The organism is Lactiplantibacillus plajomi (genome assembly GCF_005405405.1).
In the GTDB taxonomy this organism is placed as follows: domain Bacteria; phylum Bacillota; class Bacilli; order Lactobacillales; family Lactobacillaceae; genus Lactiplantibacillus; species Lactiplantibacillus plajomi.
Genome location: NZ_BJDZ01000005.1, coordinates 106,078 through 128,360 on the forward strand (window position 1 = coordinate 106,078; position 22,283 = coordinate 128,360).

At 47.2% G+C, this 22,283-nt stretch carries 23 protein-coding genes and 1 tRNA gene; 6 read left to right on the forward strand and 18 right to left on the reverse strand.

Features of this window, described 5'->3' with window-relative positions; genetic code table 11:
- Positions 1 to 92: 92 nt before the first annotated feature.
- From FFM82_RS03070 to rpsB, 9 genes are all read right to left on the reverse strand, one after another.
- Positions 93 to 4,412, reverse strand: a complete 4,320-nt coding sequence (locus FFM82_RS03070) for a PolC-type DNA polymerase III (protein ID WP_137644404.1) — start codon at positions 4,410 to 4,412, stop codon at positions 93 to 95.
- 136 nt (positions 4,413 to 4,548) lie between these two features.
- Positions 4,549 to 6,258 (reverse strand): proline--tRNA ligase, encoded by a 1,710-nt coding sequence (locus FFM82_RS03075; protein WP_137644405.1) that lies wholly within the window; start codon positions 6,256 to 6,258, stop codon positions 4,549 to 4,551.
- Between the two features lie 39 nt (positions 6,259 to 6,297).
- Complete coding sequence (rseP, locus tag FFM82_RS03080; protein ID WP_137644406.1) at positions 6,298 to 7,575, reverse strand: RIP metalloprotease RseP; 1,278 nt, start codon at positions 7,573 to 7,575, stop codon at positions 6,298 to 6,300.
- 42 nt (positions 7,576 to 7,617) lie between these two features.
- Positions 7,618 to 8,403 carry a phosphatidate cytidylyltransferase gene (locus FFM82_RS03085; RefSeq protein WP_137644407.1) on the reverse strand — a complete coding sequence of 262 codons (786 nt, stop codon included), beginning with the start codon at positions 8,401 to 8,403 and terminating at the stop codon, positions 7,618 to 7,620.
- A gap of 15 nt (positions 8,404 to 8,418) precedes the next feature.
- Positions 8,419 to 9,198 carry an undecaprenyl pyrophosphate synthase gene (gene uppS, locus FFM82_RS03090; RefSeq protein WP_137644408.1) on the reverse strand — a complete coding sequence of 260 codons (780 nt, stop codon included), beginning with the start codon at positions 9,196 to 9,198 and terminating at the stop codon, positions 8,419 to 8,421.
- A 121-nt stretch (positions 9,199 to 9,319) separates the two neighbouring features.
- Positions 9,320 to 9,883, reverse strand: coding sequence for a ribosome recycling factor (gene frr / locus FFM82_RS03095; protein WP_137644409.1), 564 nt, complete (start codon positions 9,881 to 9,883; stop codon positions 9,320 to 9,322).
- A gap of 1 nt (position 9,884) precedes the next feature.
- Entirely contained in the window at positions 9,885 to 10,607 is a 723-nt protein-coding gene (gene pyrH, locus FFM82_RS03100; RefSeq protein ID WP_225425592.1) for a UMP kinase, read from the reverse strand.
- A gap of 160 nt (positions 10,608 to 10,767) precedes the next feature.
- On the reverse strand, positions 10,768 to 11,646 hold the full coding sequence (gene tsf, locus FFM82_RS03105; RefSeq protein WP_137644411.1) for a translation elongation factor Ts: 879 nt from the start codon (positions 11,644 to 11,646) through the stop codon (positions 10,768 to 10,770).
- 104 nt (positions 11,647 to 11,750) lie between these two features.
- Positions 11,751 to 12,554 carry a 30S ribosomal protein S2 gene (gene rpsB / locus FFM82_RS03110; RefSeq protein ID WP_137644412.1) on the reverse strand — a complete coding sequence of 268 codons (804 nt, stop codon included), beginning with the start codon at positions 12,552 to 12,554 and terminating at the stop codon, positions 11,751 to 11,753.
- Between the two features lie 222 nt (positions 12,555 to 12,776).
- Here rpsB and FFM82_RS03115 point away from each other — a divergent pair, with 222 nt between their 5' ends.
- Positions 12,777 to 13,499, forward strand: coding sequence for an HAD family hydrolase (locus FFM82_RS03115; RefSeq protein ID WP_137644413.1), 723 nt, complete (start codon positions 12,777 to 12,779; stop codon positions 13,497 to 13,499).
- Between the two features lie 95 nt (positions 13,500 to 13,594).
- Here FFM82_RS03115 and FFM82_RS03120 read toward each other — a convergent pair whose 3' ends face one another.
- From FFM82_RS03120 to FFM82_RS03130, 3 genes are all read right to left on the reverse strand, one after another.
- A complete protein-coding gene (locus FFM82_RS03120) occupies positions 13,595 to 14,593 on the reverse strand; it encodes a D-2-hydroxyacid dehydrogenase (RefSeq protein ID WP_137644414.1) in 999 nt (332 codons plus the stop codon).
- An 84-nt stretch (positions 14,594 to 14,677) separates the two neighbouring features.
- Positions 14,678 to 14,956, reverse strand: coding sequence for a GIY-YIG nuclease family protein (locus FFM82_RS03125; protein ID WP_137644415.1), 279 nt, complete (start codon positions 14,954 to 14,956; stop codon positions 14,678 to 14,680).
- Entirely contained in the window at positions 14,940 to 15,698 is a 759-nt protein-coding gene (locus FFM82_RS03130) for a tRNA1(Val) (adenine(37)-N6)-methyltransferase (RefSeq protein ID WP_137644416.1), read from the reverse strand. Before FFM82_RS03130 ends, FFM82_RS03125 begins: the two co-directional genes overlap by 17 nt.
- Before the next feature lie 110 nt (positions 15,699 to 15,808).
- Here FFM82_RS03130 and FFM82_RS03135 point away from each other — a divergent pair, with 110 nt between their 5' ends.
- Positions 15,809 to 16,444: a lysophospholipid acyltransferase family protein gene (locus FFM82_RS03135; RefSeq protein ID WP_137644417.1), complete on the forward strand. Its 636-nt coding sequence runs from the start codon at positions 15,809 to 15,811 to the stop codon at positions 16,442 to 16,444.
- Between the two features lie 64 nt (positions 16,445 to 16,508).
- On the opposite strand, the gene FFM82_RS03140 is transcribed toward FFM82_RS03135, so the two are convergent.
- Both FFM82_RS03140 and FFM82_RS03145 read right to left on the reverse strand, forming a co-directional pair.
- Positions 16,509 to 16,748, reverse strand: a complete 240-nt coding sequence (locus tag FFM82_RS03140; RefSeq protein WP_137644418.1) for a YneF family protein — start codon at positions 16,746 to 16,748, stop codon at positions 16,509 to 16,511.
- Between the two features lie 97 nt (positions 16,749 to 16,845).
- A complete protein-coding gene (locus tag FFM82_RS03145; protein WP_137644419.1) occupies positions 16,846 to 17,085 on the reverse strand; it encodes a DUF896 domain-containing protein in 240 nt (79 codons plus the stop codon).
- Positions 17,086 to 17,239: 154 nt separating this feature from the next.
- Here FFM82_RS03145 and lexA point away from each other — a divergent pair, with 154 nt between their 5' ends.
- Together lexA and FFM82_RS03155 are read left to right on the forward strand one after the other, a co-directional pair.
- The gene (gene lexA, locus FFM82_RS03150) at positions 17,240 to 17,869 is read left to right on the forward strand and encodes a transcriptional repressor LexA (protein WP_137644420.1); all 630 of its coding nucleotides are present in this window, start codon (positions 17,240 to 17,242) and stop codon (positions 17,867 to 17,869) included.
- 154 nt (positions 17,870 to 18,023) lie between these two features.
- On the forward strand, positions 18,024 to 18,650 hold the full coding sequence (locus tag FFM82_RS03155; RefSeq protein ID WP_137644421.1) for a hypothetical protein: 627 nt from the start codon (positions 18,024 to 18,026) through the stop codon (positions 18,648 to 18,650).
- A 41-nt stretch (positions 18,651 to 18,691) separates the two neighbouring features.
- Here FFM82_RS03155 and FFM82_RS03160 read toward each other — a convergent pair whose 3' ends face one another.
- Together FFM82_RS03160 and FFM82_RS03165 are read right to left on the reverse strand one after the other, a co-directional pair.
- Entirely contained in the window at positions 18,692 to 19,861 is a 1,170-nt protein-coding gene (locus FFM82_RS03160) for a hydroxymethylglutaryl-CoA synthase (protein ID WP_137644422.1), read from the reverse strand.
- Between the two features lie 36 nt (positions 19,862 to 19,897).
- Positions 19,898 to 20,290 carry a hypothetical protein gene (locus FFM82_RS03165; RefSeq protein ID WP_137644423.1) on the reverse strand — a complete coding sequence of 131 codons (393 nt, stop codon included), beginning with the start codon at positions 20,288 to 20,290 and terminating at the stop codon, positions 19,898 to 19,900.
- A gap of 143 nt (positions 20,291 to 20,433) precedes the next feature.
- Between FFM82_RS03165 and FFM82_RS03170 the strand changes: the two genes are divergently transcribed.
- Complete coding sequence (locus FFM82_RS03170; RefSeq protein WP_137644424.1) at positions 20,434 to 20,811, forward strand: hypothetical protein; 378 nt, start codon at positions 20,434 to 20,436, stop codon at positions 20,809 to 20,811.
- Positions 20,812 to 20,938: 127 nt separating this feature from the next.
- On the opposite strand, the gene FFM82_RS03175 is transcribed toward FFM82_RS03170, so the two are convergent.
- Entirely contained in the window at positions 20,939 to 21,262 is a 324-nt protein-coding gene (locus FFM82_RS03175; RefSeq protein ID WP_137644425.1) for a heavy metal-binding domain-containing protein, read from the reverse strand.
- A 333-nt stretch (positions 21,263 to 21,595) separates the two neighbouring features.
- Here FFM82_RS03175 and FFM82_RS03180 point away from each other — a divergent pair.
- Positions 21,596 to 21,683, forward strand: a tRNA-Ser gene (locus tag FFM82_RS03180).
- Positions 21,684 to 21,842: 159 nt separating this feature from the next.
- Here the strand turns inward: FFM82_RS03180 and FFM82_RS03185 are convergent.
- The coding region (locus tag FFM82_RS03185; protein WP_137644426.1) for a transposase at positions 21,843 to 22,283 on the reverse strand (441 nt) is incomplete at its 5' end.

The following is a 22,283-nucleotide window of genomic DNA, read 5'->3' on the forward strand; positions in this document are numbered from 1 at the left end:
TGCTCACTCGTTAACGAGTTTTAAATTACATTTATATATTAGCATAATATCCGAAAAACCGCAACTTTACGCGATTTAGTTGGCCCCAACCATTAAAACAATGAAAGTTGGTTTTCATCCGGTAAATCGTTTAAAACCCCGTTTTCACTCATAAAATCGATCAACGTCTGCGAAACCTTGGCCCGCTTGGATAAGTCTTCCTTTGACAAGAACGGCTTGTCCGCCCGTGCGGCCACGATTTGCTTCGCAACGTTTAACCCTAACCCGGGCACGGCTCGGAACGGCGCAATCAACGTATCGCCGTCGATCAACCAGTCCGACGCGTCGGACTTATACAAATCAACCATCTTAAACTTAAAGCCGCGCTCCAACATTTCGTTGGCTAATTCCAACACCGTCAATAAGTTCTTTTCCTTGGCCGAAGCGTCCATCCCCTTATCAGTAATGGCCTTCATGGCGTCCTTAGTGGCGTCCTTCCCGTTGGCCATTGCGACCAAGTCGAAATCATCGGCCCGAACTGAGAAGTAAGCTGAATAGTACACCAGTGGGAAGTAAACCTTAAAGTACGCCACCCGCAACGCCATCAAAATGTAGGCCGCCGCGTGGGCCCGCGGGAACATGTACTTGATTTTCAGGCAGGACTGAATGTACCAGTCGGGCACGTTGGCGTCCTTCATGGCTTGTTGCCAGTCGTCAGGAATTCCGCGCCCTTTCCGCACGTGCTCCATAATTTGGAAAGACATGTCGGATTCCATCCCGTAGTGAATCAAGTCGGTCATGATGTTATCCCGGCACCCAATAACTTCGGCCAGCGTAACCGTTCCGTCCTTGATCAACTCTTCCGCATTGCCTAACCACACGTCGGTTCCGTGTGACAATCCCGAAATTTGAAGCAATTCGTTAAAGGTCGACGGGTGGGTTTCTTCCAACATGCCCCGCACAAAGCGGGTCCCGAATTCGGGGATTCCAAGCGTCCCAGTCTTTGAAAAGATTTGGTCTTCGGTCACGCCTAGAACTTCCGGACTTGAGAAAATTTTCATGACGTTCGGGTCGACCGGCGGAATACTTTCTGGCTTGATGCCCGAAAGGTCTTGTAACATCCGGATCATCGTCGGATCATCGTGTCCCAAAATATCAATTTTCAAAATGTTGTCATGAATCGAATGGAAATCAAAGTGGGTCGTTTGCCAAGCCGCACTCTGATCATCAGCCGGGTACTGGACCGGCGTAAAGTCGTAAATGTCCATGTAATCCGGCACAACGATGATTCCGGCCGGGTGTTGACCGGTCGTCCGCTTGACCCCGGTCATTCCCTTTGCCAACCGGTCAATTTCAGCGGTCCGAATGTTTTGCTCAGTATCGCGTTCGTACCCCTTAACGTACCCGTAACCGGTCTTATCCGCCACCGTACCGATCGTCCCGGCCCGGTACACGTTCTTTTCGCCGAACAGCACCTTGGTGTAGTTATGGGCGATCGGTTGGTAGTCACCGGAGAAGTTCAAGTCAATATCGGGGACCTTGTTCCCGTAAAACCCAAGGAAGGTTTCAAACGGAATGTTTTGACCATCGCGCACCATGTTGGTCCCACACTTTGGGCAATCCTTCGGCGGTAAATCGTAGCCGGAACCGTACTCGTTATTGGTATAAAACTTCGAGTATTGACACTGCGGGCAACGGTAATGCGGTGGCATCGGGTTAACTTCGGTGATCCCGGACAAGGTCGCGACCAGACTGGAACCAACCGAGCCCCGCGACCCAACTAAGTACCCATCCTTGTTACTCTTGAACACCAACCGTTGGGCAATCAGGTAAATAACAGAGAACCCGTTCCCGATAATACTCTTTAATTCCTTATCGACCCGTTTTTGGACGATTTCTGGCAACGGATCACCATACCAGGCGTGGGCCCGGTCCATCGTTAACTGCTTGATCTCAGCTTCGGCACCCTTCATCCGCGGGGTGTACAGCTTATCCTTAACCGGGCGGACGTATTCGAAACGGTCCGCAATTGCCCGGGGCGTGTCGACCACGATCTCGTGGGCGGTCTCCTCGCCTAGAAAGCGGAAGTCGTCTAACATTTCGTTAGTCGTACGGAAGTGTACGTCCGGCCACTCGGTCCGTTTCCGACCCAGTGCAATTTTGGGTTGTGACTTAATTAAAACGGTCCGGTAAATTTTATCCTGCTTATTTAAGTAGTGCACGTCGCCGGTCGCCGCTACCGGAATATTTAACTCGTGGCCGAGGTCGACCATGTTTTTAATAATTTCTTCCAAGTGTTGGTTGTCCGCAATCAGCCCACTTTCGATCAAGTCACTGTAGACGCCCTTCGGCTGAACTTCCAAAAAGTCGTAGTAACGCGCTTTTTGCTTGGCTTCGGCGCGTCCTTTTTGCATCATGGCGGTAAAGACTTCACCATTATGACAGGCCGAGCCGACTAAAATACCGTCGCGGTACTTATTTAGAACGCTGCGCGGCACCCGCGGGACGTTGGCAAAGTACTGAACGTTTGCCAGCGAAATAATTTTAAATAAATTTTTCAACCCGGCCTGGGTAGTCGCGTAGAGTGTCGCGTGAAACGGCCGCGCGTGCTTATACGCCGCGTTTTCGTTCATGTGATCGTTCAACTGACTATGCAAAGCGACCCCGTAGCGTTCCTCCGCATCCTTCAAAAAGAGGTGATTCAGGTGCCCGGTCGATTCAGCATCGTAAATCGCACGGTGATGGTGTTCCAAGTTAACGTTGAACTTCTTAGATAACGAATCCAAGGTATAGCGGCGGAAGTCCGGGTATAACCACCGGGCCAACGTCAACGTATCAATAATCGGATTACTGATTGGGTCCATGTGATGGCGTTCGTAGCCGGTATTCATAAAGCCCATATCGAAAGTCACGTTATGCCCAACGATGATGGCGTCGCCGTAAAATTCACGGAATAGCCGGAAAACTTCCTCTTCCGACTTAGACCCGCGCACCATTTCATCGGTAATACTGGTCAAATCGGTAGTTTGCGCCGACAAATGGAAGCCGGGGTCAATGAACTCTTCGAACTGGTCAATGACGTTTCCCTTTTCCATTTTGACCGCTGATAATTCGATGACCCGGTCATAAATTGCGGACAGGCCGGTAGTTTCCGTATCGAAAATCACGTAGGTTGCGTCCTTTAAATCAACCGGCGCGTCGTTATAGGCAATCGGGACGCCGTCGTCGACCATGTTGGCCTCGACACCGTACAAAATTTTAACGTTATTTTTCTCGCCCGCCGCAAACGCTTCGGGAAAGGCCTGGGCACCGGAATGGTCGGTAATCGCAATCGCCGGCATACCCCATTTACCCGCCTGTTTAACGTAGTCGCTAACACTGTTAGTCGCGTCCATTTGGCTCATGTTGGAATGTAAGTGTAATTCGACCCGCTTATCATCAGCCGGTGCGGTATCTTGGCGGCTGGCGTGACTAGTTTGGTTAATGTCATACGCGTTAATCGTTAAGTCGCGCATAAAACTATCTTCTTGCACCGAACCGCGAACCCGAACCCACATTCCGGTACTTAGGGCCGCGAACTGGGCTTCGTCGTCAGCGTTCCGTGAGAACTTCTTGACGACCATCGAAGAACTATAATCGGTGATTTTTAAAATTAACAACTGCCGCTGTGAGCGGAGTGTCCGTATTTCCATGTCGAAGACGTAGCCCTCCACGATGACCGACCGTTCTTCTTCGGTAATTTGAACCAGTTGCTTGGCCGGTTCCTGCGGGTTGATTTGTTTCCCCAACTGAACCGGACCGTCAACCGGCGCGGGTTGGTCGGCCTGTTTCGACCGTTTTTCGTTAGCTTTCTTGATTGCCGCTTCGGCCTTCTTAGCTAATTCTTGGTCAGACTTAGCCTTCTGTGCGTGAAATTCTTGAATTTTAGCCTGGGACGCCGATTCGTCGATCATCGTATGAATCGAGAACTTTGGAAAGCCAAGTTGTTGATAAGTGGCTTCGATTGGTCCCAACGCTTGGTTGGTTAAAAACTGTTGAATAACTTCATTTTCGGCGAGTAACACTACCCGGCCGTCGTCTAGTGACGGCACGTTACTGTTACATAGCGATTGCACTAATGGTGAGGAAATCCCACTATTCTTGACGATCCATTCCCAGTAGTCTGCTAAGGTGCGCGATTCTAGTTGTTGGTCGTCACTTTGAATATCGATCGTGACCCGTGCAATGTCTTTAAATGCCACCTGCAATTTATTGTAAAACGTCATAAATTGGGTATACGGCAATACGTGTTGAAAGTGCAAGTGAAATTCCCAAACTTTTGAGTCTTGGTGAACGGTCAGCTTAGAGATAGCGGCGTCATCAAACTCCGGTCCCTTGGGCATCGCGATTTGTTCGAGGAGTTTCTCAAACATTTCCTGCTGATTTAAGCTCACACGTGCTCCTCCTTTGATTCAATACCTAACTAAAATCACCTAGTTTCAACGTTACCGAAACTAGGTGATTTCCGCATCCACTAGTGATTAAGTGTACGCATTTTTAAGTCAACTTGCAACGAATAGGCCGTTACAATTAGTCAACGTTTTTTAGTAAAACGGCTAAATTATTGGCAATTTCTTCGGTCTTAACTTCCAAAGTTTCACCAGTTTCGCGTAACTTGATTTCAACGATGCCGTCGCTAGCTTTCTTCCCAATCGTAATGCGGACCGGAATCCCCATTAAATCGGAATCGGCAAACTTGACGCCGGGGCGTTCCTTACGGTCATCGTAAAGCACTTTGTAGCCAGCATCTTCAAGCTGTTGTTCCACCTGATCGGCCACTTCGACCTGTTCAGCCTTCTTGGGGTTAACCGGGATGACGTGAACGTCAAACGGTGCGATGGCTTTTGGCCAAATCAAACCGTTTTCGTCGGCCTTTTGTTCCGCAATTGCGGAAAGCAACCGTGAAACCCCGATACCGTAGCAACCCATGATTACTGGAATGTTACGGCCGTTTTGATCAAGCACTTCGGCGTGCAAGTCTTTCGAATAACGGGTCCCTAACTTGAAAATGTGACCAATTTCGATCCCCTTGGTGAACTTCAGAACACCGGCGCCGTCTGGCGATAATTCGCCTTCTTGCACGAAGCGGATATCCACGTAATCTTCAGCGTGGAAGTCGCGTTCCGGGTTGACGTTCGTAAAATGGTGACCGTCTTCGTTAGCACCAACGGTAATGTTGGCCATGTCCTTGACGTACAGGTCAGCGACGATTTTCACGTCGTCACTAACGTTAACCGGGCCGAGTGAGCCAAAGTTGGCCCCGAGGTACTGCTGAGCTTGTTCAGGGGTGGCCATTTCTAAGACCCCGGCACCCAAGTAGTTCTTTAACTTAATGTCGTTAACTTCGTGGTCGCCACGAACTAACGCCATGACCGGTTCATCGTCGGCCATGTACAGAATACTCTTAACCAGCTTATCAGCCCCAACCTTTAAGAAGTCGGCCAATTCGTCGATCGTACCAACACCTGGGGTTTCAATTTTTTCCATGTCCAACAATGACGCGTGCGACTTCTTAGGCACGTATAAACTACGGGCCATTTCCAAGTTTGCCGCGTAGTCACTGGCATCTGAGTAAACGATGGTATCTTCGCCGACCGGTGCAATCGCAGAGAATTCTCGAGAATCCTTACCACCCATCGCACCACCGTCACCGATAATCGAACGGAACTTCAGGCCGCACCGTTCAAAGATGTTTTGGTAGGCTTGCGCCATGTCTTGGAACGTATCGTCCAGCGAACTTTCATCCGCGTGGAACGAATAACCGTCCTTCATAATAAATTCCCGTCCACGTAATAAGCCGTAGCGTGGGCGGTCTTCATCACGGTACTTAGACTGGATTTGGTATAACGATAATGGCAACCGTTTGTACGACTTGATTTCATCGCGAATAATCGACGTGAAAGTTTCTTCGTGCGTCGGCCCTAAAATAAATTCACGGTCGTGGCGGTTCTTTAATTTGAATAGTTCCGGCCCGTAAGTTTCGTAACGGCCGGTCGCCTTCCAAAGTTCGGCCGGAATTACGGCGGGGACTAACATTTCAGCCGCGTCAATTTTTTCCATTTCTTCGCGAATGATTTTTTCAATATTTGTCAGGACCCGGTAGGCCAATGGCAAATAAGCGTACATCCCAGCCGAGATTTGACGAATATACCCGGCACGCAGCATCATCTGATGACTGAGCGCTTCGGCATCATTCGGCACTTCCTTTAACGTTGGGATCAACAGTTTCGATTGTTTCATCTACTAAACGTCTCCTTATGTTCCAGTTTAATTAGTGACTCAGAAAAAATACCGTTGAATATCGTTCCAAGTAACTAAAATCATTAATAACATTAATAGGCCAAACCCAATCAGGGTAATGACACTTTCGGTTTCGACCCGCAGCGGCTTGCCACGAATCCCTTCCACAATGTTCAATAATAGTTTACCACCATCCAACGCCGGAATTGGGAGTAAATTAACAATTCCGAGGTTGATCGACAGTAAAGCTAAGAGGTAAATCACCGTTCGTACACCGGATTTAGCGGCCTGCGAGGTCGTGGCAAAAATCGCCACCGGACCACCAAGGTCGTTTAAGCTAAAGCCGTGGGTAAACATCCGCCCGAGCACTTGGAAAATTTGTTTGGTAATCCCCCACGAACCGGTAAAGCCGTACGCTAACTTAGCGCCCAAGCTCCGGTCCGTATGGGTGGCCCACTGAACGCCAATCTGGCCGACCTGATTGCCGGAAACCGTCTTAGCAGCCGGCTTAACCGTGACCTGCTTAGTCTGACCAGCGCGCTTAACACTCAGGGTGACCTTTTTATTCGGGTTATCTTGAATCAACAACGACATCGACTGGGCGCTGGTCATCTTCTTACCGTTAATGGCGGTAATTTGATCACCGGCTTTAATCCCGGCCTGCCGTGCAACTGAGTTAGCCATCGTGTGGTCAACGGTCGTGGTCACCGTCGTCACCCCGCCCTGCATGAAGGCTAAAATTGCAAAGGTGATGATGGCTAAGATGAAGTTATTCATCGGTCCCGCAAAGTTGGTCAACATCCGTTGCCATAACTTCGCCGACTGGAACTGAACATCGACCGGTGCAATTTGAACTTCGGTGCCGTCACTTTCAACGATGGTTGCGTCGTGGTCGACAGGGTAGCGCTTAACACTACTCTCATCACCATTTTCGTACCCCTCGATCCAAAGTTCCTTTTCCAAGTCACTCCCGGTAACTGCTAACGGGATGCCGTTAAACAGGGTCGTCTTTTTACTGGCATTGATTGAGTGAACTAAACCGTCCTTACCAACCATTAAGCTGACCGGCGTTCCCGGCTTAAGTTCTTCATCCTCATCGTCAGCCACACCGGCCATTCGGACGTACCCTCCAATTGGAAGGAACCGTAACGTATAGGTGGTTTCGTTATGCCGAAAAGCCACCGCCTTAGGCCCCATCCCAACGGAAAATTCTCGCACTAGGATTCCGGACTTTTTGGCAAAGTAAAAGTGTCCGAACTCGTGGACAATCACTAGGATACCAAAAACGATTATGAAGGTAATAATTGTAACTATCAAATCAACGCTCCTTTCTCCCAGTTAGTCTGGTGGCCATCAGCATTAAAACAGGCCGAATAAGTGGGCAATCGGGAAGACCAACAACATACTGTCAAAGCGGTCAAGAATCCCCCCGTGACCCGGCAAAATTTTACCGGAATCCTTTACGCCGTAATAGCGTTTCAAAGCAGATTCAACTAAGTCACCAAACTGGCCAACGACCGATAACACAATGGTAATTAAAACCATACTGATCAAGCTGGCGTAACCGACCTGCATCCAAGCGGCGAAGGCCGTGGCGACAATCACCCCAACGACACTCCCACCAACGCAGCCTTCCCAGGTCTTATTCGGACTGATCGGCGTGACCTTATGTTTACCTAACTTGCGACCAACCATGTAGGCGCCGCTGTCCGTTAACCAGACAATGAACATCAGGTAAAGTAACATATAAACGCTGACACCGCGCGCGGCCGTGAAGTAGTTGAAGCCCATACCAATGTAGAAAACACCCAGCGTCAAGACCCCGGCATCGTCAAACGAGAACCGGTTACGTGACCAAACCGTGTGCAAGAGCAGTAAGATAATCAAAAAGTAAATCACATAGTGCTTATCCAATTGTGCTGGCAAGCCATTAAACCACTTGTTAGGTGCAATTTGAATCGCAACCGCCAACATACTGATAATTGCCTCGAAAGAAATCAGCAATTTCTTACGCATAATCAGTAACTCGCTCATTGCGATTACCCCGAGCAACATCGCGACGATGTCCAAAATCAGGCCACCCTTTAAGATGACCGGAATAAATAAGATCAGCGCAATAACTGCCGTAATGACCCGTTGTTTCATACTACAAAACTCCCTTTATTTTTTATCCGTCAACCCACCGAAGCGCCGGTCACGACTTTGATAGTCAGCCAGGCAGGCCTTGAGGGTTGCGGCCGTAAAATCAGGCCACTTCACGTCGGTAAAGACTAGTTCACTGTACGCGATTTGCCAAAGTAAAAAGTTTGAGATGCGCTCCTCACCACTGGTCCGAATCAAAACGTCCGGATCATTGTACGGTGCAAGCGGTGCCGTCATCAAGGCTTGATCGAGGGTTGCACTCGTGATGGCTTGTGGTGCTAACTCACCCGTAGCCACCTTTTCAGCAATCGCCTGAACGCCGCTAACAATTTCAGCCCGTGACCCGTAGTTCAACGCGAAGTTCAACACCATACCATCGCAATCCTTAGTATCTTCGATGGCATCACGAACGGCCTTCTGCGTCGCTGCGGGTAATTTATCCACGTACCCCATAACCGCGACGCGAACGTTATTTTTAACCAGGTCCGGCACAAAGGTATCAAAGAAACTGACCGGTAGCTGCATCAGGTAATTAACTTCGTCGTTCGGACGCTTCCAATTTTCGGTTGAAAACGCGTACAAAGTCAGCACCTTCACCCCGAGGTCACTGGCCGCGATTGCGATTTTTTTGACGGTATTCATACCTTCTTTATGGCCAGCAACCCGCGGTAAGTGCCGGGCCTTGGCCCAACGACCATTTCCGTCCATAATAATCGCAACGTGCGCTGGAATCCGCTGCGGATCTAGCGTCACGTTGTCGTTATCGGCGGGATCTTCTTTATTTAAAAAACCGAACAATTCGCACCTCCACAAAAATTGCTTAACTAAGCACTATTTTACCAAAAAACGACGCGTTTAACTATTCGTCAACAAAAAAAGGCTTGAATTTCTTCAAACCTTTAAGGAAACGTAAGCTAAATTAGCCTTCCAAGACTTCTTTTTCTTTGTCCGCAACAATGTCATCAACGGCCTTACCAGCGTCGTCGGTGAGCTTTTGCGTTTGCTTTTCAAGTTGACGCAAGTCGTCGTCAGTAAACTGACCGTCCTTATGGCCCTTCTTTAAAGCATCCATCGCGTCCCGACGAACGTTGCGAACGGCAACCTTCGCACGTTCACCTTCAGCCTTAACGTCCTTAGCAAGTTCCTTACGACGTTCTTCAGTCAGTTGTGGAATCACTAGGCGAATGGCACTACCGTCGTTAGCCGGGCTAATACCGAGGTCCGATGCCAAGATGGCCTTTTCAATTTCTTTTAAGGCACTCTTATCGAACGGCGTTACCATTAAAACCCGTGGTTCCGGAACCGTGATTGCGGCCATTTGGTTCAACGGTGTCTGGGTCCCGTAATAGTCTGCGGAAATCCGGTTCAAAAGTGAGGCGTTCGCACGTCCCGCCCGAATGTTACCAAGTTCCCGTTGAAGGGCACCTTCCGCTTTTTTCATGCGCGCTTGCGCGTCTTTTAAGATTGGTTCTGTGACTGCCATGTTATTTCCCCCTAACTGTCGTTCCGATGTGTTCTCCGGCAACGACTTTTCGAATGTTACCCGGCTTGTTCAAGTTAAAGACGACGACCGGAATATCATTATCCATCGACAATGAACTAGCGGTGGTATCCATGACTTGTAAGCCTTTATTGATAATATCAAGATGAGTCAGCGTATCAAACTTGACCGCGTTCTTATCCTTATTTGGATCGGCTGAGTAAACGCCGTCAACGCCGTTCTTAGCCATTAAGATGGCATCGGCACTAATTTCCGCAGCCCGTAACGCGGCGGTCGTGTCCGTTGAGAAGTACGGGCTCCCGGTCCCACCGGCAAAGATGACGATCCGGCGCTTTTCCAAATGCCGCATTGCTTTACGGCGAATGTACGGTTCAGCGATTTGGCGCATTTCAATCGACGTCTGCACGCGGGTCGGCACACCAATGGATTCCAAGTTGTCTTGCAGTGCTAAGGCGTTCATGATGGTTGCGAGCATCCCGATATAATCAGCCTGGGCCCGTTCCATTCCCATTTGAGCACCGGCTTCACCACGCCACATGTTCCCACCGCCAACGACAATGGCAATTTGTACCCCCATGTCGTAAACGTCTTTCAATTCTTCTGCGACCGTTTTAATCACGGGCGGGTTGATCCCAAAACCCTTTTCACCTGCAAGGGCTTCACCACTCAGCTTTAGGATCACACGCTTGTATTTAACTTCCGACATCGTTTTGTCCTCCTCGAAATTATCTGTATCCATTTTACCATACTATTAATAGTCGTTATACCGGACATCGACTCCGGTCGTAAAAAAACCGTTTTTATACCACAAAAGGGGGATTATGACAAAACGACGTTCTGTCATAATCCCCCTCCAATCGAACTAATTAGTCCTTGATTTGGCCCATAACTTCGTCAACGAAATTATCAGTCTTCTTTTCGATTCCTTCACCGACTTCAAAACGAACGAAGGTGTTGACCTTGCCACCCTTTGATTCAACAAAGTGGGCAACCGTTTGGTCAGAATCCTTAACAAATTCTTGATCGTCTAAGCTGATTTCTGAGAGCCACTTGTTCAAGCGACCTTCAACCATCTTTTCAACGATCTTTTCAGGCTTGCCTTCGTTTAAGGCTTCCTTAACCAAGACTTCTTTTTCGTGTGCTAAACGGTCAGCAGGTACTTGCGTCCGGTTAACGTATTCTGGGTTAATTGCGGCAACGTGCATGGCAACGTCCTTGGCAGTCGCTTCGTCAGCACCGTCTAAGACAACCAAGACACCAATCAAGCCACCGTTGTGCAAGTACGAACCAAAGTTTTGGTCATCGCCCTTTTCGATAACTTGGAAACGACGTAAGCTGATCTTTTCACCAGTTACTTGAGTCGTTTCGATAATGTCGTCCTTAACTGTCCCGTTAGCAGTTGATAATGCTAAGGCGTCATCAACGGTCTTAGGTTCTTCAGTGGCAATCTTGTCGGCAAGTTCAGCAACCAGGTCCTTGAATTTGTCAGTTGAGGCAACTGAATCAGTTTCACAGTTAACTTCCACGATGGCAGCTTTATTGCCCTTAACGGCAACGGCAGCCATCCCTTCAGCAGCAACGCGGCCGCTTTTCTTTTCAGCTTTAGCAACGCCCTTTTCACGTAAAACGTCAACGGCCTTTTCCATGTCGCCTTCAGTTTCAACTAACGCCTTTTTGGCGTCCATCATACCAACACCGGTTTTATCACGAAGTTCTTTAACTTGTGCTGCAGAAATCTTTGCCATAAGTTTACTCTCCTTTGAGTAGGTAAATTTTTAGATAAAAGGCTGCCCGCAAAATCAGGCCGATACGGTCCACGATTTTTTAGACAGCCTAATTATTTCGTTAATTATTTGTTGTCAGCCTTCTTGTCGTTGTCGCCTTCAACGGCTTCAACGATGTCTTCTAAGGAGTCAGCAGACTTAGCGTCCTTGTTACCCTTGAATGAGTCTTCAGTAACGTCGTCGTCTTCACCTTGACGACCTTCAATGACAGCGTCAGCCATCTTAGAAGTGATCAAACGAACGGCACGGATAGCGTCATCGTTTGATGGGATGATAACGTCGATGTCATCTGGATCAGTGTTCGTATCAACCATCGCAACGATCGGAATGTTCAGCTTTTGAGCTTCCTTAACCGCGATTTGTTCCTTACGAGGGTCAACGATGAAGATAACGTCTGGAATCCGAGGCATGTCTTCGATACCGCCAAGGAATTTTTCAAGCTTAGCACGTTGCTTGATTAATAATGAAACTTCCTTCTTAGGTAAACGGTCGAAAGTCCCGTCTTCTTCCATCTTCTTCAAGTCTTTAAGACGCTTGATCCGAGTTTGGATGGTGTTCCAGTTGGTCAAAGTCCCACCTAACCAACGGTGGTTAACGTAGTATTGACCCGCACGGGTTGCTTCTTCTTCGATTGAATCTTGGGCTTGCTTCTTAGTCCCAACAAACAAGATAACGCCATCGTCAGCGGCAGCGTCCTTAACGAAGTTGTAAGCTGAATCGATCATCTTCACCGTCTTTTGTAAATCGATGATGTAGATACCGTTCCGTTCCGTAAAGATGTATGGTTTCATCTTTGGGTTCCAACGACGAGTTTGGTGACCAAAGTGGACACCGGCTTCAAGCAATTGTTTCATAGAAATAACAGCCATGATAAATGTTCCTCCAAAAAATTTGTTTTGATCATCCCCAACGCTCACTTGATGACGGAACTCTCCCGAGCACTACCGTCACCATCACGTTGAGTGTGAATTGGTTTAGCACCGAAAATTAGTATAACGAATAATGGCCCCGCTTGCAAGCAATTTTCACGCCAATTTGTGATTTTTAGAAAGTGTGCTAAAATACTATTTCGCATAGGAGGCTCAATTAAAATGATAAAAGCCATCATTTTTGATCTGGATGACACCCTTTATGATCAAAAGGCACCATTCAGTACCGCGCTCGCCCAAACTTTTTCCCGGGCACTCACGCCAGCAGAAGTGGCACACGTATTTAAACGCTTCCACGAATTCAATGACGAAACTTTCGAGCAAGTCAGCAGCCAGGCACTTAGTCTAGAAGCTTGGCAAACTGCCCGCATTCGGCACGCACTTGCCAGCGTCGATACCCAACCAATTACAACGGATTGGGCCATTCAGTTCCAAATGGCCTACCACGCCGCACTACAACATATTCAACTATTTGGCGGTTTAGCCGACGTTTTGACTAAGCTGAGCCGCTGCTTTAAGATTGGCATCATTACGAACGGACCGGCACAAATCCAACGCGACAAGCTTCACCAGTTGCAAGTCGAACATTATGTGCACCCAGACCACATTTACATCTCTGAAGAACTCGGTATCGCTAAGCCGGATCCTTCAATTTTTACGACCTGGGCCCACCACGTTGGCATCAAGGCCACCGAAGCCGTTTACGTCGGTGACAACGCTACGTTAGACATGACCAGTGCCAAGCACGCTGGTTGGCAAACGTTTTGGTTTAATCACCGCCAAAATGACCAGGTTAAACCGGCCGTCGTCCCGGATCAAATTATTCAAAGTCCGGACGAACTTAACGAGCTGCTCTTAGCGCTATCCCAAGCAGCTACCCTTTAACCCAAATTAGTCCGACCCGCTCACAAGTTGAGCGGGTTTTTTGCTGCAAAAAAGCCCCGTCGAATTAACGACGGGGCTTTTACAATTAACTGAAATTAGTCAAACTTAACTTGCGTGTCAGCTTTACCAGTTTCGATGAATTGCTTGTTGCTGTTCATTGAAACGTGAACCATGTTGTGAACGGCTGGTTCAGTGTAGAAGGCCGTATGTGGTGTGATCAATACGTTGTCACGGTTGAACAAGTTCATGAAGACCTTGTCATCAATCGTCTTACCTTCAAGATCCTTGTTGAAGATCTTAGTTTCGTATTCATAAGTGTCAAGGGCGGCACCGGCAACTTTGCCACTGTCTAAGGCCTTGATCAAGTCTTCTGAATCGATGAGTGTCCCACGCGCAAAGTTCAAGATGTAGGCGCCATCTTTCATCTTGCTGAAGGCATCGGCGTTTAACATGTGGTAGTTATCCTTCAATGCAGGAACGTGTAACGTAATAACGTCAGCTTGGGCGTATAATTCGTCCAAGGTATCAACGTACATACCTTCCTTGTCAAGTTCAGCGTTACGGTAAACATCGTAACCAATAACCTTGGCACCGAAACCTTTGAAGATGTCAATGGCAGCGCGGCCGATCCGACCAGTACCAACAACCCCAACGGTCATCGTGTGTAATTCTTTGGAGATATCTGGAGCCCAACGGAAGTCTTGCTTAGCCAACTTCTTGTTGAATTCTGGAGTGCGACGTAACAATTGCATTAATTGAGTTACTGATAATTCAGCAATCGCATTTGGTGAGTATGCAGGTACGTTGGAAATGTTCAAGCCACGATCTTTAACCGTAGCAACGTCCAAGTTATCCACACCAACGTTACGAAGAGAAATGTTCTTAACACCTTCGTCAGCTAATTTGTTTAAAACGGCAGCGGTGTAATCCTTTTGTTGGTATACATCGGCACCATCAAAGCCCTTAGCCATTTCGGCAGTTTCTTCAGTAAGCAAGTCGGGAACTAACTTAACTTCAACGTCTGGGTTTTCTTTCATCCAAGTATCGAAGAAAGGACGTTCGTCATCACGTACAGCATATGCAATAATTTTCATTACAAGAATTCCTCCTATATATTGATACATTACACATTATAACAGTAAATGTCAGAATTAAAATGACAAATTATGAAAACTTCACTAAATTTTCACATTGTGCCCCGCCAAGTACTTTAACTTGGCAGCTCTAGATTGGTGTTTGAAGGCGTATTCAGCCTTCAACGCCGACGACTTATCATTGAAAACTTCATGGTAGATCATTTTCAACGGGCGCCGGGTCTTCGGCCGGGTGTACTTCGCGCCCTTCCCCGCGTTATGGGTGGCCAACCGTCGCGCCAGGTCATCGGTAAAGCCACCGTAGAGCGTTTGGTCCGCACAAAGTAACACGTAAAAGTAATATTTTTTAGTCTTGTCGGCCATAAAGTAAGTCGCGCACCTCTTTTCCGTAGGTTCCGTCAGTTTGATAGACGATCAGCGGTGGCAGAACACGGACACCGTTGGATTTACCATCCTTAATCATCTCAATTAAAACCATGTTGGCTTCCCGGTCAGCCTTGGGATGGACAAACCGTAAGCGTTTCGGTGCCAGGCGGTGGGCGGCCATCGTTGCAAAGAGATCGTCCAAACGTTCCGGTCGGTGCACGAAGTAAGCCTTACCGTTCATTTTGAGCAAATCACTCGTCACCGCCATAATTTGATCTAAGTCGGCCGATAGCTCGTGTCTAGCGGTTGCCAAGTAGTGGTTCGGGTTCTTCACACTGGTTGGCTGGTTTTTAAAGTACGGCGGGTTACATAGCACGGTGTCCACCGAATCCTTGGGGACCCGCTCAGTGATCGTGAGCAAGTTCGCGTTGACCACCGTGATTTGCTCATCCAAACCGTTTAGCGTCACACTACGACGGGCCATATCTGCTAGCCGGGGCTGGATTTCAACCGCCGTAATGTGCGCCCTAGTTGCCTCGCTAACAAATAAACCGACCGCCCCGTTACCCGCACACAGGTCGACAACTTGCCCGCTAGCGGCCCTCACCGGTTGTGCAAACGCGCCTAATAAAACCGCGTCAAGTGAAAAGGCAAAGACATCCGGGCTTTGAATGATCTGAATATTTTTACTATATAACTGGTCGATTCGCTCATCAGCGTTTAGTTGCACTTTGACCATACTGTCCCTCTTTTCTTTCTTACCGTTGCAAGCATATCATACAATTCACTTGCAGAAACCTGAAAATTTCGTCATACTGTGAGCAGTGATTTAACGAAAGGAAGAGCGCGATGTTCTATTCATTTATGCGCGGACTCGTCCGCTTAATCATCACCATTATCAACGGGCGGCCTAATTATCAGGGGCGCGAAAATCTACCTAAGGGCACTTACATCCTAGTGGGACCGCACCGGACCTGGTTTGATCCGCTATACTACGCGTTAGCTGGTAGTCCGATGAAATTCAGTTTCATGGCTAAGGAAGAACTTTTTAAAAACCCGGTATTGCGGTTTATTTTAACGCATGCCAACGCGTTTCCGGTGGACCGACAGCACCCGGGGCCTTCCGCCATTAAGACGCCAGTCAAGTTTCTGCGTAAGGGCAAGCTATCGCTGATCATGTTTCCATCAGGGACCCGGCACTCGCAACAACTTAAGGGCGGTGCCACGGTGATCGCCAAGATGGCCGGGGTGCCCCTCGTCCCGACCGTTTATCAAGGGCCATTGACCTTTAAACGGTTATTTTCACGCAAACCGGTTACCGTACGTTTCGGTCAACCAATCTACGTCGACCGCAAACTAAAATTAGACGACGCCGGCCAAAAACAAATCGAGCAGCAAATGCTAACGGCCTTTAGCGACTTAGATCAGCTAATCGACCCCAATTTTAAATACGTGGATCCAGCCAGTCAAAAAGACGCCCACTAAGATGGACGTCTTTTTCAATAAAAAAAGGGTTGGCAACTTGCCAACACCCCCGGCTCAATTGAAACTACTTCTTCCCATCGTTACGTGAAGCGGCCTTCATTGAGTTTAACATTTGATGCAGCTTCTTTTCAGACGGGCGTTGACCCATTTGCATCATCATGCTGCGTAGCATTTCTTCGCTAATTGGTGGATTTTGTTTCAAGTAATTTTGCATGTAGTGCCGCGCACCAAAGAAACCACCGGTCAAGCCAACTAGGACACCTAAGACCACGATTAAGATCCAAATACCAGTACTCACAGTCATTCCCCTCCCTTATTACAGTCTTCAATAAACTAGTCTACACAAATTAATAATAAAAGAAAAGGAAAATTTGTCAGTTAACAAATTTTCCTGAAAACGGTTAATCGTTTCGTAAGCCGCGTTCGCGTTGTACCTGACGAACTTTTTCGGGGGTTACTTCGTTACCTTGCTTATCGAAGACTTGCAAAGATTCAACTTGTTGCCGGAAACCTTCCCGAAATTCTTGCAGATACTTTTGCCGTAACTCTTGCCGTTCGGCTTTTTCTAATTCAGTTAACCCCTCGGCCTTGGCCTTGTGGGCTAACTCGTTAATCCGGTTTAATAATTCTTTTGAGATCAAGATGTGAACTCCTTTCAAAACAAGGATAGAATACCTGATTTCAGACCGTAAATCAATCAAAAGTATTTGTCAACCGAACATTTGTTTGAAAGCGGTGAAAAGCTATGCTACAATTGGTTTAACAACTAATTGAAATTAATAATGAGGTGCCAAGATGAGTAAAACATCGGAAAGCAAACAAATGGCGGTTCTTCGTTTTATTTATGAACGCGTCAATGAAAAAGGATACCCGCCAACCGTCCGTGAAATCGGTGAAGCCGTGGACCTATCTTCGACTTCGACCGTTCACGGGCACATCGCCCGCTTGGAAAAAAAGGGCTTAATTCAAAAGGACCCAACTAAACCACGCGCCATTGAAGTTACCGCCGCCGGTTTCGACGCGCTCGGGGTTGAAAGTCAACCCCACCAAATTCCAGTCCTCGGGACGGTTACGGCCGGGCAACCAATTCTAGCCGTCCAAGAAGCAACCGACTACTTCCCAATTCCAAAAGATTTAGAGTCGTTTGGTGGTGATTTGTTCATGCTGACCATTCGTGGTGAAAGTATGATCAACATCGGTATCTTGAACGGTGACCAAGTGATTGTGCGACGGCAAAGTTCCGCTGACAACGGTGACATCGTCATTGCCATGACTGATGAAAACGAAGCAACTTGCAAACGGTTCTTTAAGGAAGCCGACCATTACCGGTTGCAACCTGAAAATGATACGATGGCACCGATTATTCTAGAAAACGTCGCAATTCTCGGAAAAGTCGTTGGTCTGTACCGCGATATGTTATATTAGGACCTTTTTTATGACACCCCGTACCACCAAACTTAACGACCGTTAAGTTTGGTGGTTTTTAATAATTATTAGGATTTTCTGAAAATCAATTTTAGTCCCGCGTTAGTTCAATGGTATAATGATTATACTATTTCAAACACCAGGAGTTGGTCACATGTTATTTATTGCCATTATTGGTTTTCTCGTCTTCTTACTTGCTATTTTTTCAACCCTTTCTACCCGTCAAAGCGGTGGCGGCTGGAAATTTCTAGCAACCATTGCGCTACTCAGCGCAATCGTGACCGTCTACGGTGTCGTTAAATTACCTTACTGGTCATTCAACCAAACAGCCGCCAGTTCCAAAAAAGCGTCGTCAACCTCCGAGTCAGCTAGCTCTTCCAGCGAAAGTTTAAAGTTCGGATCGTCAGAAGCCGTTTTTACCAAGGATAAGGAAAAACGTGAAGCGGCGACTTTGAAGTTGAAAGAAGCTAGCATTCTTAAGCAACTCAAAGAAAACTACAAAGAATTAGGAAAAGTTAGTTTTGATAAGTCGTCGAAAACCTTCACCATTACGCCAACCGGTAAAAAATACGTTAAGTCGCTGAAGATCATCAAGGCGCACCCGACTGAAAACCAGAAAGCCATCACGACGATCACTTCTAACTTCGAATCACTCTCGAAGTCGATGAAGAAAAATCTCGCTGCTGGCTACACGGTCCGGTTATTACAACCCGACACGACTGATACCACCCTACTGAGCTTTAAAGATGGTAAAACCATTACTAATAATTTAGCAAAATAAACCAAAAGGCTTGTCCCAATTAACGGTGACAAGCCTTTTTGCTAGTTACATCGATCTAAATACTGCCGTTGTTGATCTTTTTGGCCGGTTAAAATAAAGCGGTGTGGATCGTTATGAGTTGGTAACGTTTGATTCGCTGGCTGCCAAGCAAGCTGGCCATTAAAACAGTCCTCATACGCGCTGACGTCAACCCGTTGACGTCGTGCTAACCGTTGCGGTAATCCCAGGTCGATACCTTGCTGATAATCCGCTTGAAGCGTTGCACCGTAAAACTCACCCTCCGCGCCGGAACCGTAACTAAACAACCCGAGTCGGTCGCCAGCTTTTAAATTAGGATCAGCAATCAACAAGGATAACAAGCTTAAATATAACGAACCGGTATACAGATTGCCGACCAAGCGGTTAAGTTTTCGGCTGGCCTCAAAGTGTGCAATCCACCGTTGTTGCTGGGTTTCGCTGACCATTGGCAAGGCACTCCGAAGCGCCTTTAAGCCCATTTTTGTATATGGCAAGTGAAAAATCAAGGCATCAAAAGCATTGGCAGACGTTCCGGTTTGCTCGAGATAGCCTTTGAAGACGTCCTGGAAGTAATCAATGTAAATATTTGAAGAATATTTACCGTCTACTAAAGCCTCAGTTCGGTACGGTGGTCGCCAGAAATCCATCACGTCTTGGCTCAAGACCGTTGATTCGGTATCAATGGCGAGAACGCGGGGATTGGCACTAATTAACATGGCTACCGCGCCACCACCCTGAGTCGGTTCACCCGGTGTGTTTAAGCCGTACCGGGCAACGTCCGCCCCAATCACTAGGGCTTTTTTGTCCGGGTGAACGCGAACGTGGTCACTCGCTAACTGAACCCCAGCCGTGCCAGCGTAACAAGCTTCCTTCATCTCAATGGTCCGACAACGCCGGTTTAACCCTAATAACCGGGCAACGTAAATCGCACTGGCTTTAGAGTGGTCAATGCCGGATTCCGTCCCAACAACGACCAAGTCAATTGCAGCAGCGTCCTCAGCGGTCAGCATCGGGTAAGCCGCGTTAGCAGCCAGCGTGACTAAATCCTGACTTGGCGGAATCACTGCCATTTGTGACTGGCCGATTCCAATCAAAAATTTATCCGGTGCCTGGCCACGCTGACGAGCCAGTTCCGTCATATCAACGTATAAGTGCGACGTTGCAAAGTGAATTTTATCAATTCCTACTTGCACAATCATTCCTCCAATTTGTAACTAACAATTTCTTGTCTATTCAGCATCTCCAAGGGTTCCTAAATAATGAAAATCCGGGTCTTTTCCGCGCCGATAACAGCTAAACGCCTGGGTAGTTTCATTATGAAACGTCACCAAAATAGCGGGTGTTGCCCAAGTCGACGCCGCCCAAAAAACGGTATCGTCAAACTCTCGGTTGTCATTGGGATAACGGTGGTAACCAACTTGATCATCCCAAATCGTTCCGTGGGTATTCAACCAATCCTCGGCCAATCCCGCCTCAACTTGCAGGATAACGTCGGCATTATCACGAATTAACGCCGCCATTTTTGGCCAGTCCAATTGACGGTCGTGTAAAACCGGCTTTTGCTGGCGCGTTCCTAACGGTGTGTGTCGTAAGCTAATTTTTTGAAAGTCTACGAAATCCATTCACAACCCCCCCTTCGATTGCAACATCATAGTAAAATTATAGCATTTCTAGCGCCTTTAATGGGATTATTCCCTTGACCTGAAACCCGTCCCATAGGGTATGTTTAAGATGAAGGTTAAAGAATAAGGAGGCGGAAGTTCTTATGTGGGGGTTCAGACGTAGTGTTAAGCCAGTTTTTCGGACACCAGTTGGTGGTGACCTGCAACTTAAGCATTCGCAACGGACGTTAGTGGTCCGTCACCTTAACAATAACCAAATCTTTGCCCCAACCGACGGCGAGGTCCGCTGGCTATCGTCAACGGCCATGCTACTACGATGCATAAACGGTGAAACATACCTACTCAAGTTAATGGCGGCTAGCGGTCAGTTTAACTGGCTCGTTCGCGTTGGCGACAGCGTTTCACCCTTAACCCTGATCGCCACGCTCAGTGCGGATTGTCATTCTAACGTCCAAATCAGCTGTCAACCAATCTCCACCGGCGCAGTCCAATCACAACCAACCGACTACATTTTTGAATAACTTAACAAAATAATCCGTTTAGCCGTAATCCCCGGCTAAACGGATTTTGTTATAACCAATTTTCGCTTTAATTAGTTAGTTTTGCAAACGCTTAACTATTGATTACATGAGGTTTTGACTACCCCAACTAATCAACAAATCTAACTGCAGTCCCATAAGCAGCCACCGACTGCATATCCTGACTGATCGAACCAGTATCAAAGCGCATCATGACGACCGCATCGGCACCCATCTCAGCCGCGTTGTCTTTGAGACGCTGAATCGCGATTCTCCGTGACTCATTCAACATCTTGGTGTAATCCTTAATTTCCCCACCCACTAAACTTTTTAAACCGGCACCCATGTCGCGAATGAAATTTTTTGACTGGGTCGTCAGACCATAGACTTCACCAATAATTTCGTAGTGCTGATTAGGAATCTGTTCAGTCGTTGTTACTAATATGTTCGCCATGTGAAGGCCCCCTTCGATTTACTTGGAAATAGCATACCATGGAACGGTGGCTGGCTCAATAACAGGGTAATCAACATGACTAGTTTAAATGACCTAGAACACTCTAATCATTATTCATCCAACTCGTGAATAACGCGTTAGACGAATCGAAAACTACATAAGTAGAAGACCACCTCAAATATCAATCGGGATTAGTCCTACTCATATAGCACGAAATCAACTTCTAAAGATAAAAACTGATTAATTTCACATTCATTAAGAGAAAATCAATCAGATTACTGAATAATTATTTGTTCTTCCGCGATTTTATGCTATACTATTCAAGTACCACATGGAGAGTTGGCAGAGTGGTAATGCACCGGACTCGAAATCCGGCGAACCGGCTAATACCGGCGCGCAGGTTCAAATCCTGTACTCTCCTTATTAAAGCAAGTTAGAACAGTAGCGAAAAATAAGAACCCCGACAAATCAACGTTTGTCAGGGTTCTATTTTTATAGAAAAGGCTAGAAGAGAACCAAGGTGAGAACAAATGGCTCTTTGTCAACCGGTGTTGATGAGAACTAATTTGGAGAATCCAATTCATTTACGAATTGGGTTCTTTTTTGTAATTTTGATTTTAAATGAGACTTGAATGCGATAGATAAAGTTTTGCCAGTTTCGATAACCATATGCAGTTCGTTTAATTTGTTTGATTTTTCGATTAACCCCTTCGATGGGACCATTTGACAGGTTCCCACTGGCCATGTTTGCTATTAATTGTTTGTTACGAATAAAGGTTTTGATGGTGGTCATGAGCTGTGGGCTAACATTTTCTACTTTGCCTAGAATCGTGATAAAGGCTGAATAATCGCGCTTTTGAAAAGCTTTGACCAAATCATGGGCGATAAAATAGGTTTGAGTAAATTGCTGATTTAAATCCAAGCCTTCATGCACGAGCTGTTCTTGAGTCAAACGGTCTTTAAGATGGCTAAACCATTGTGGTTTAGCCTTTTCTAGGTTGTCATAACTCATTAAATATAA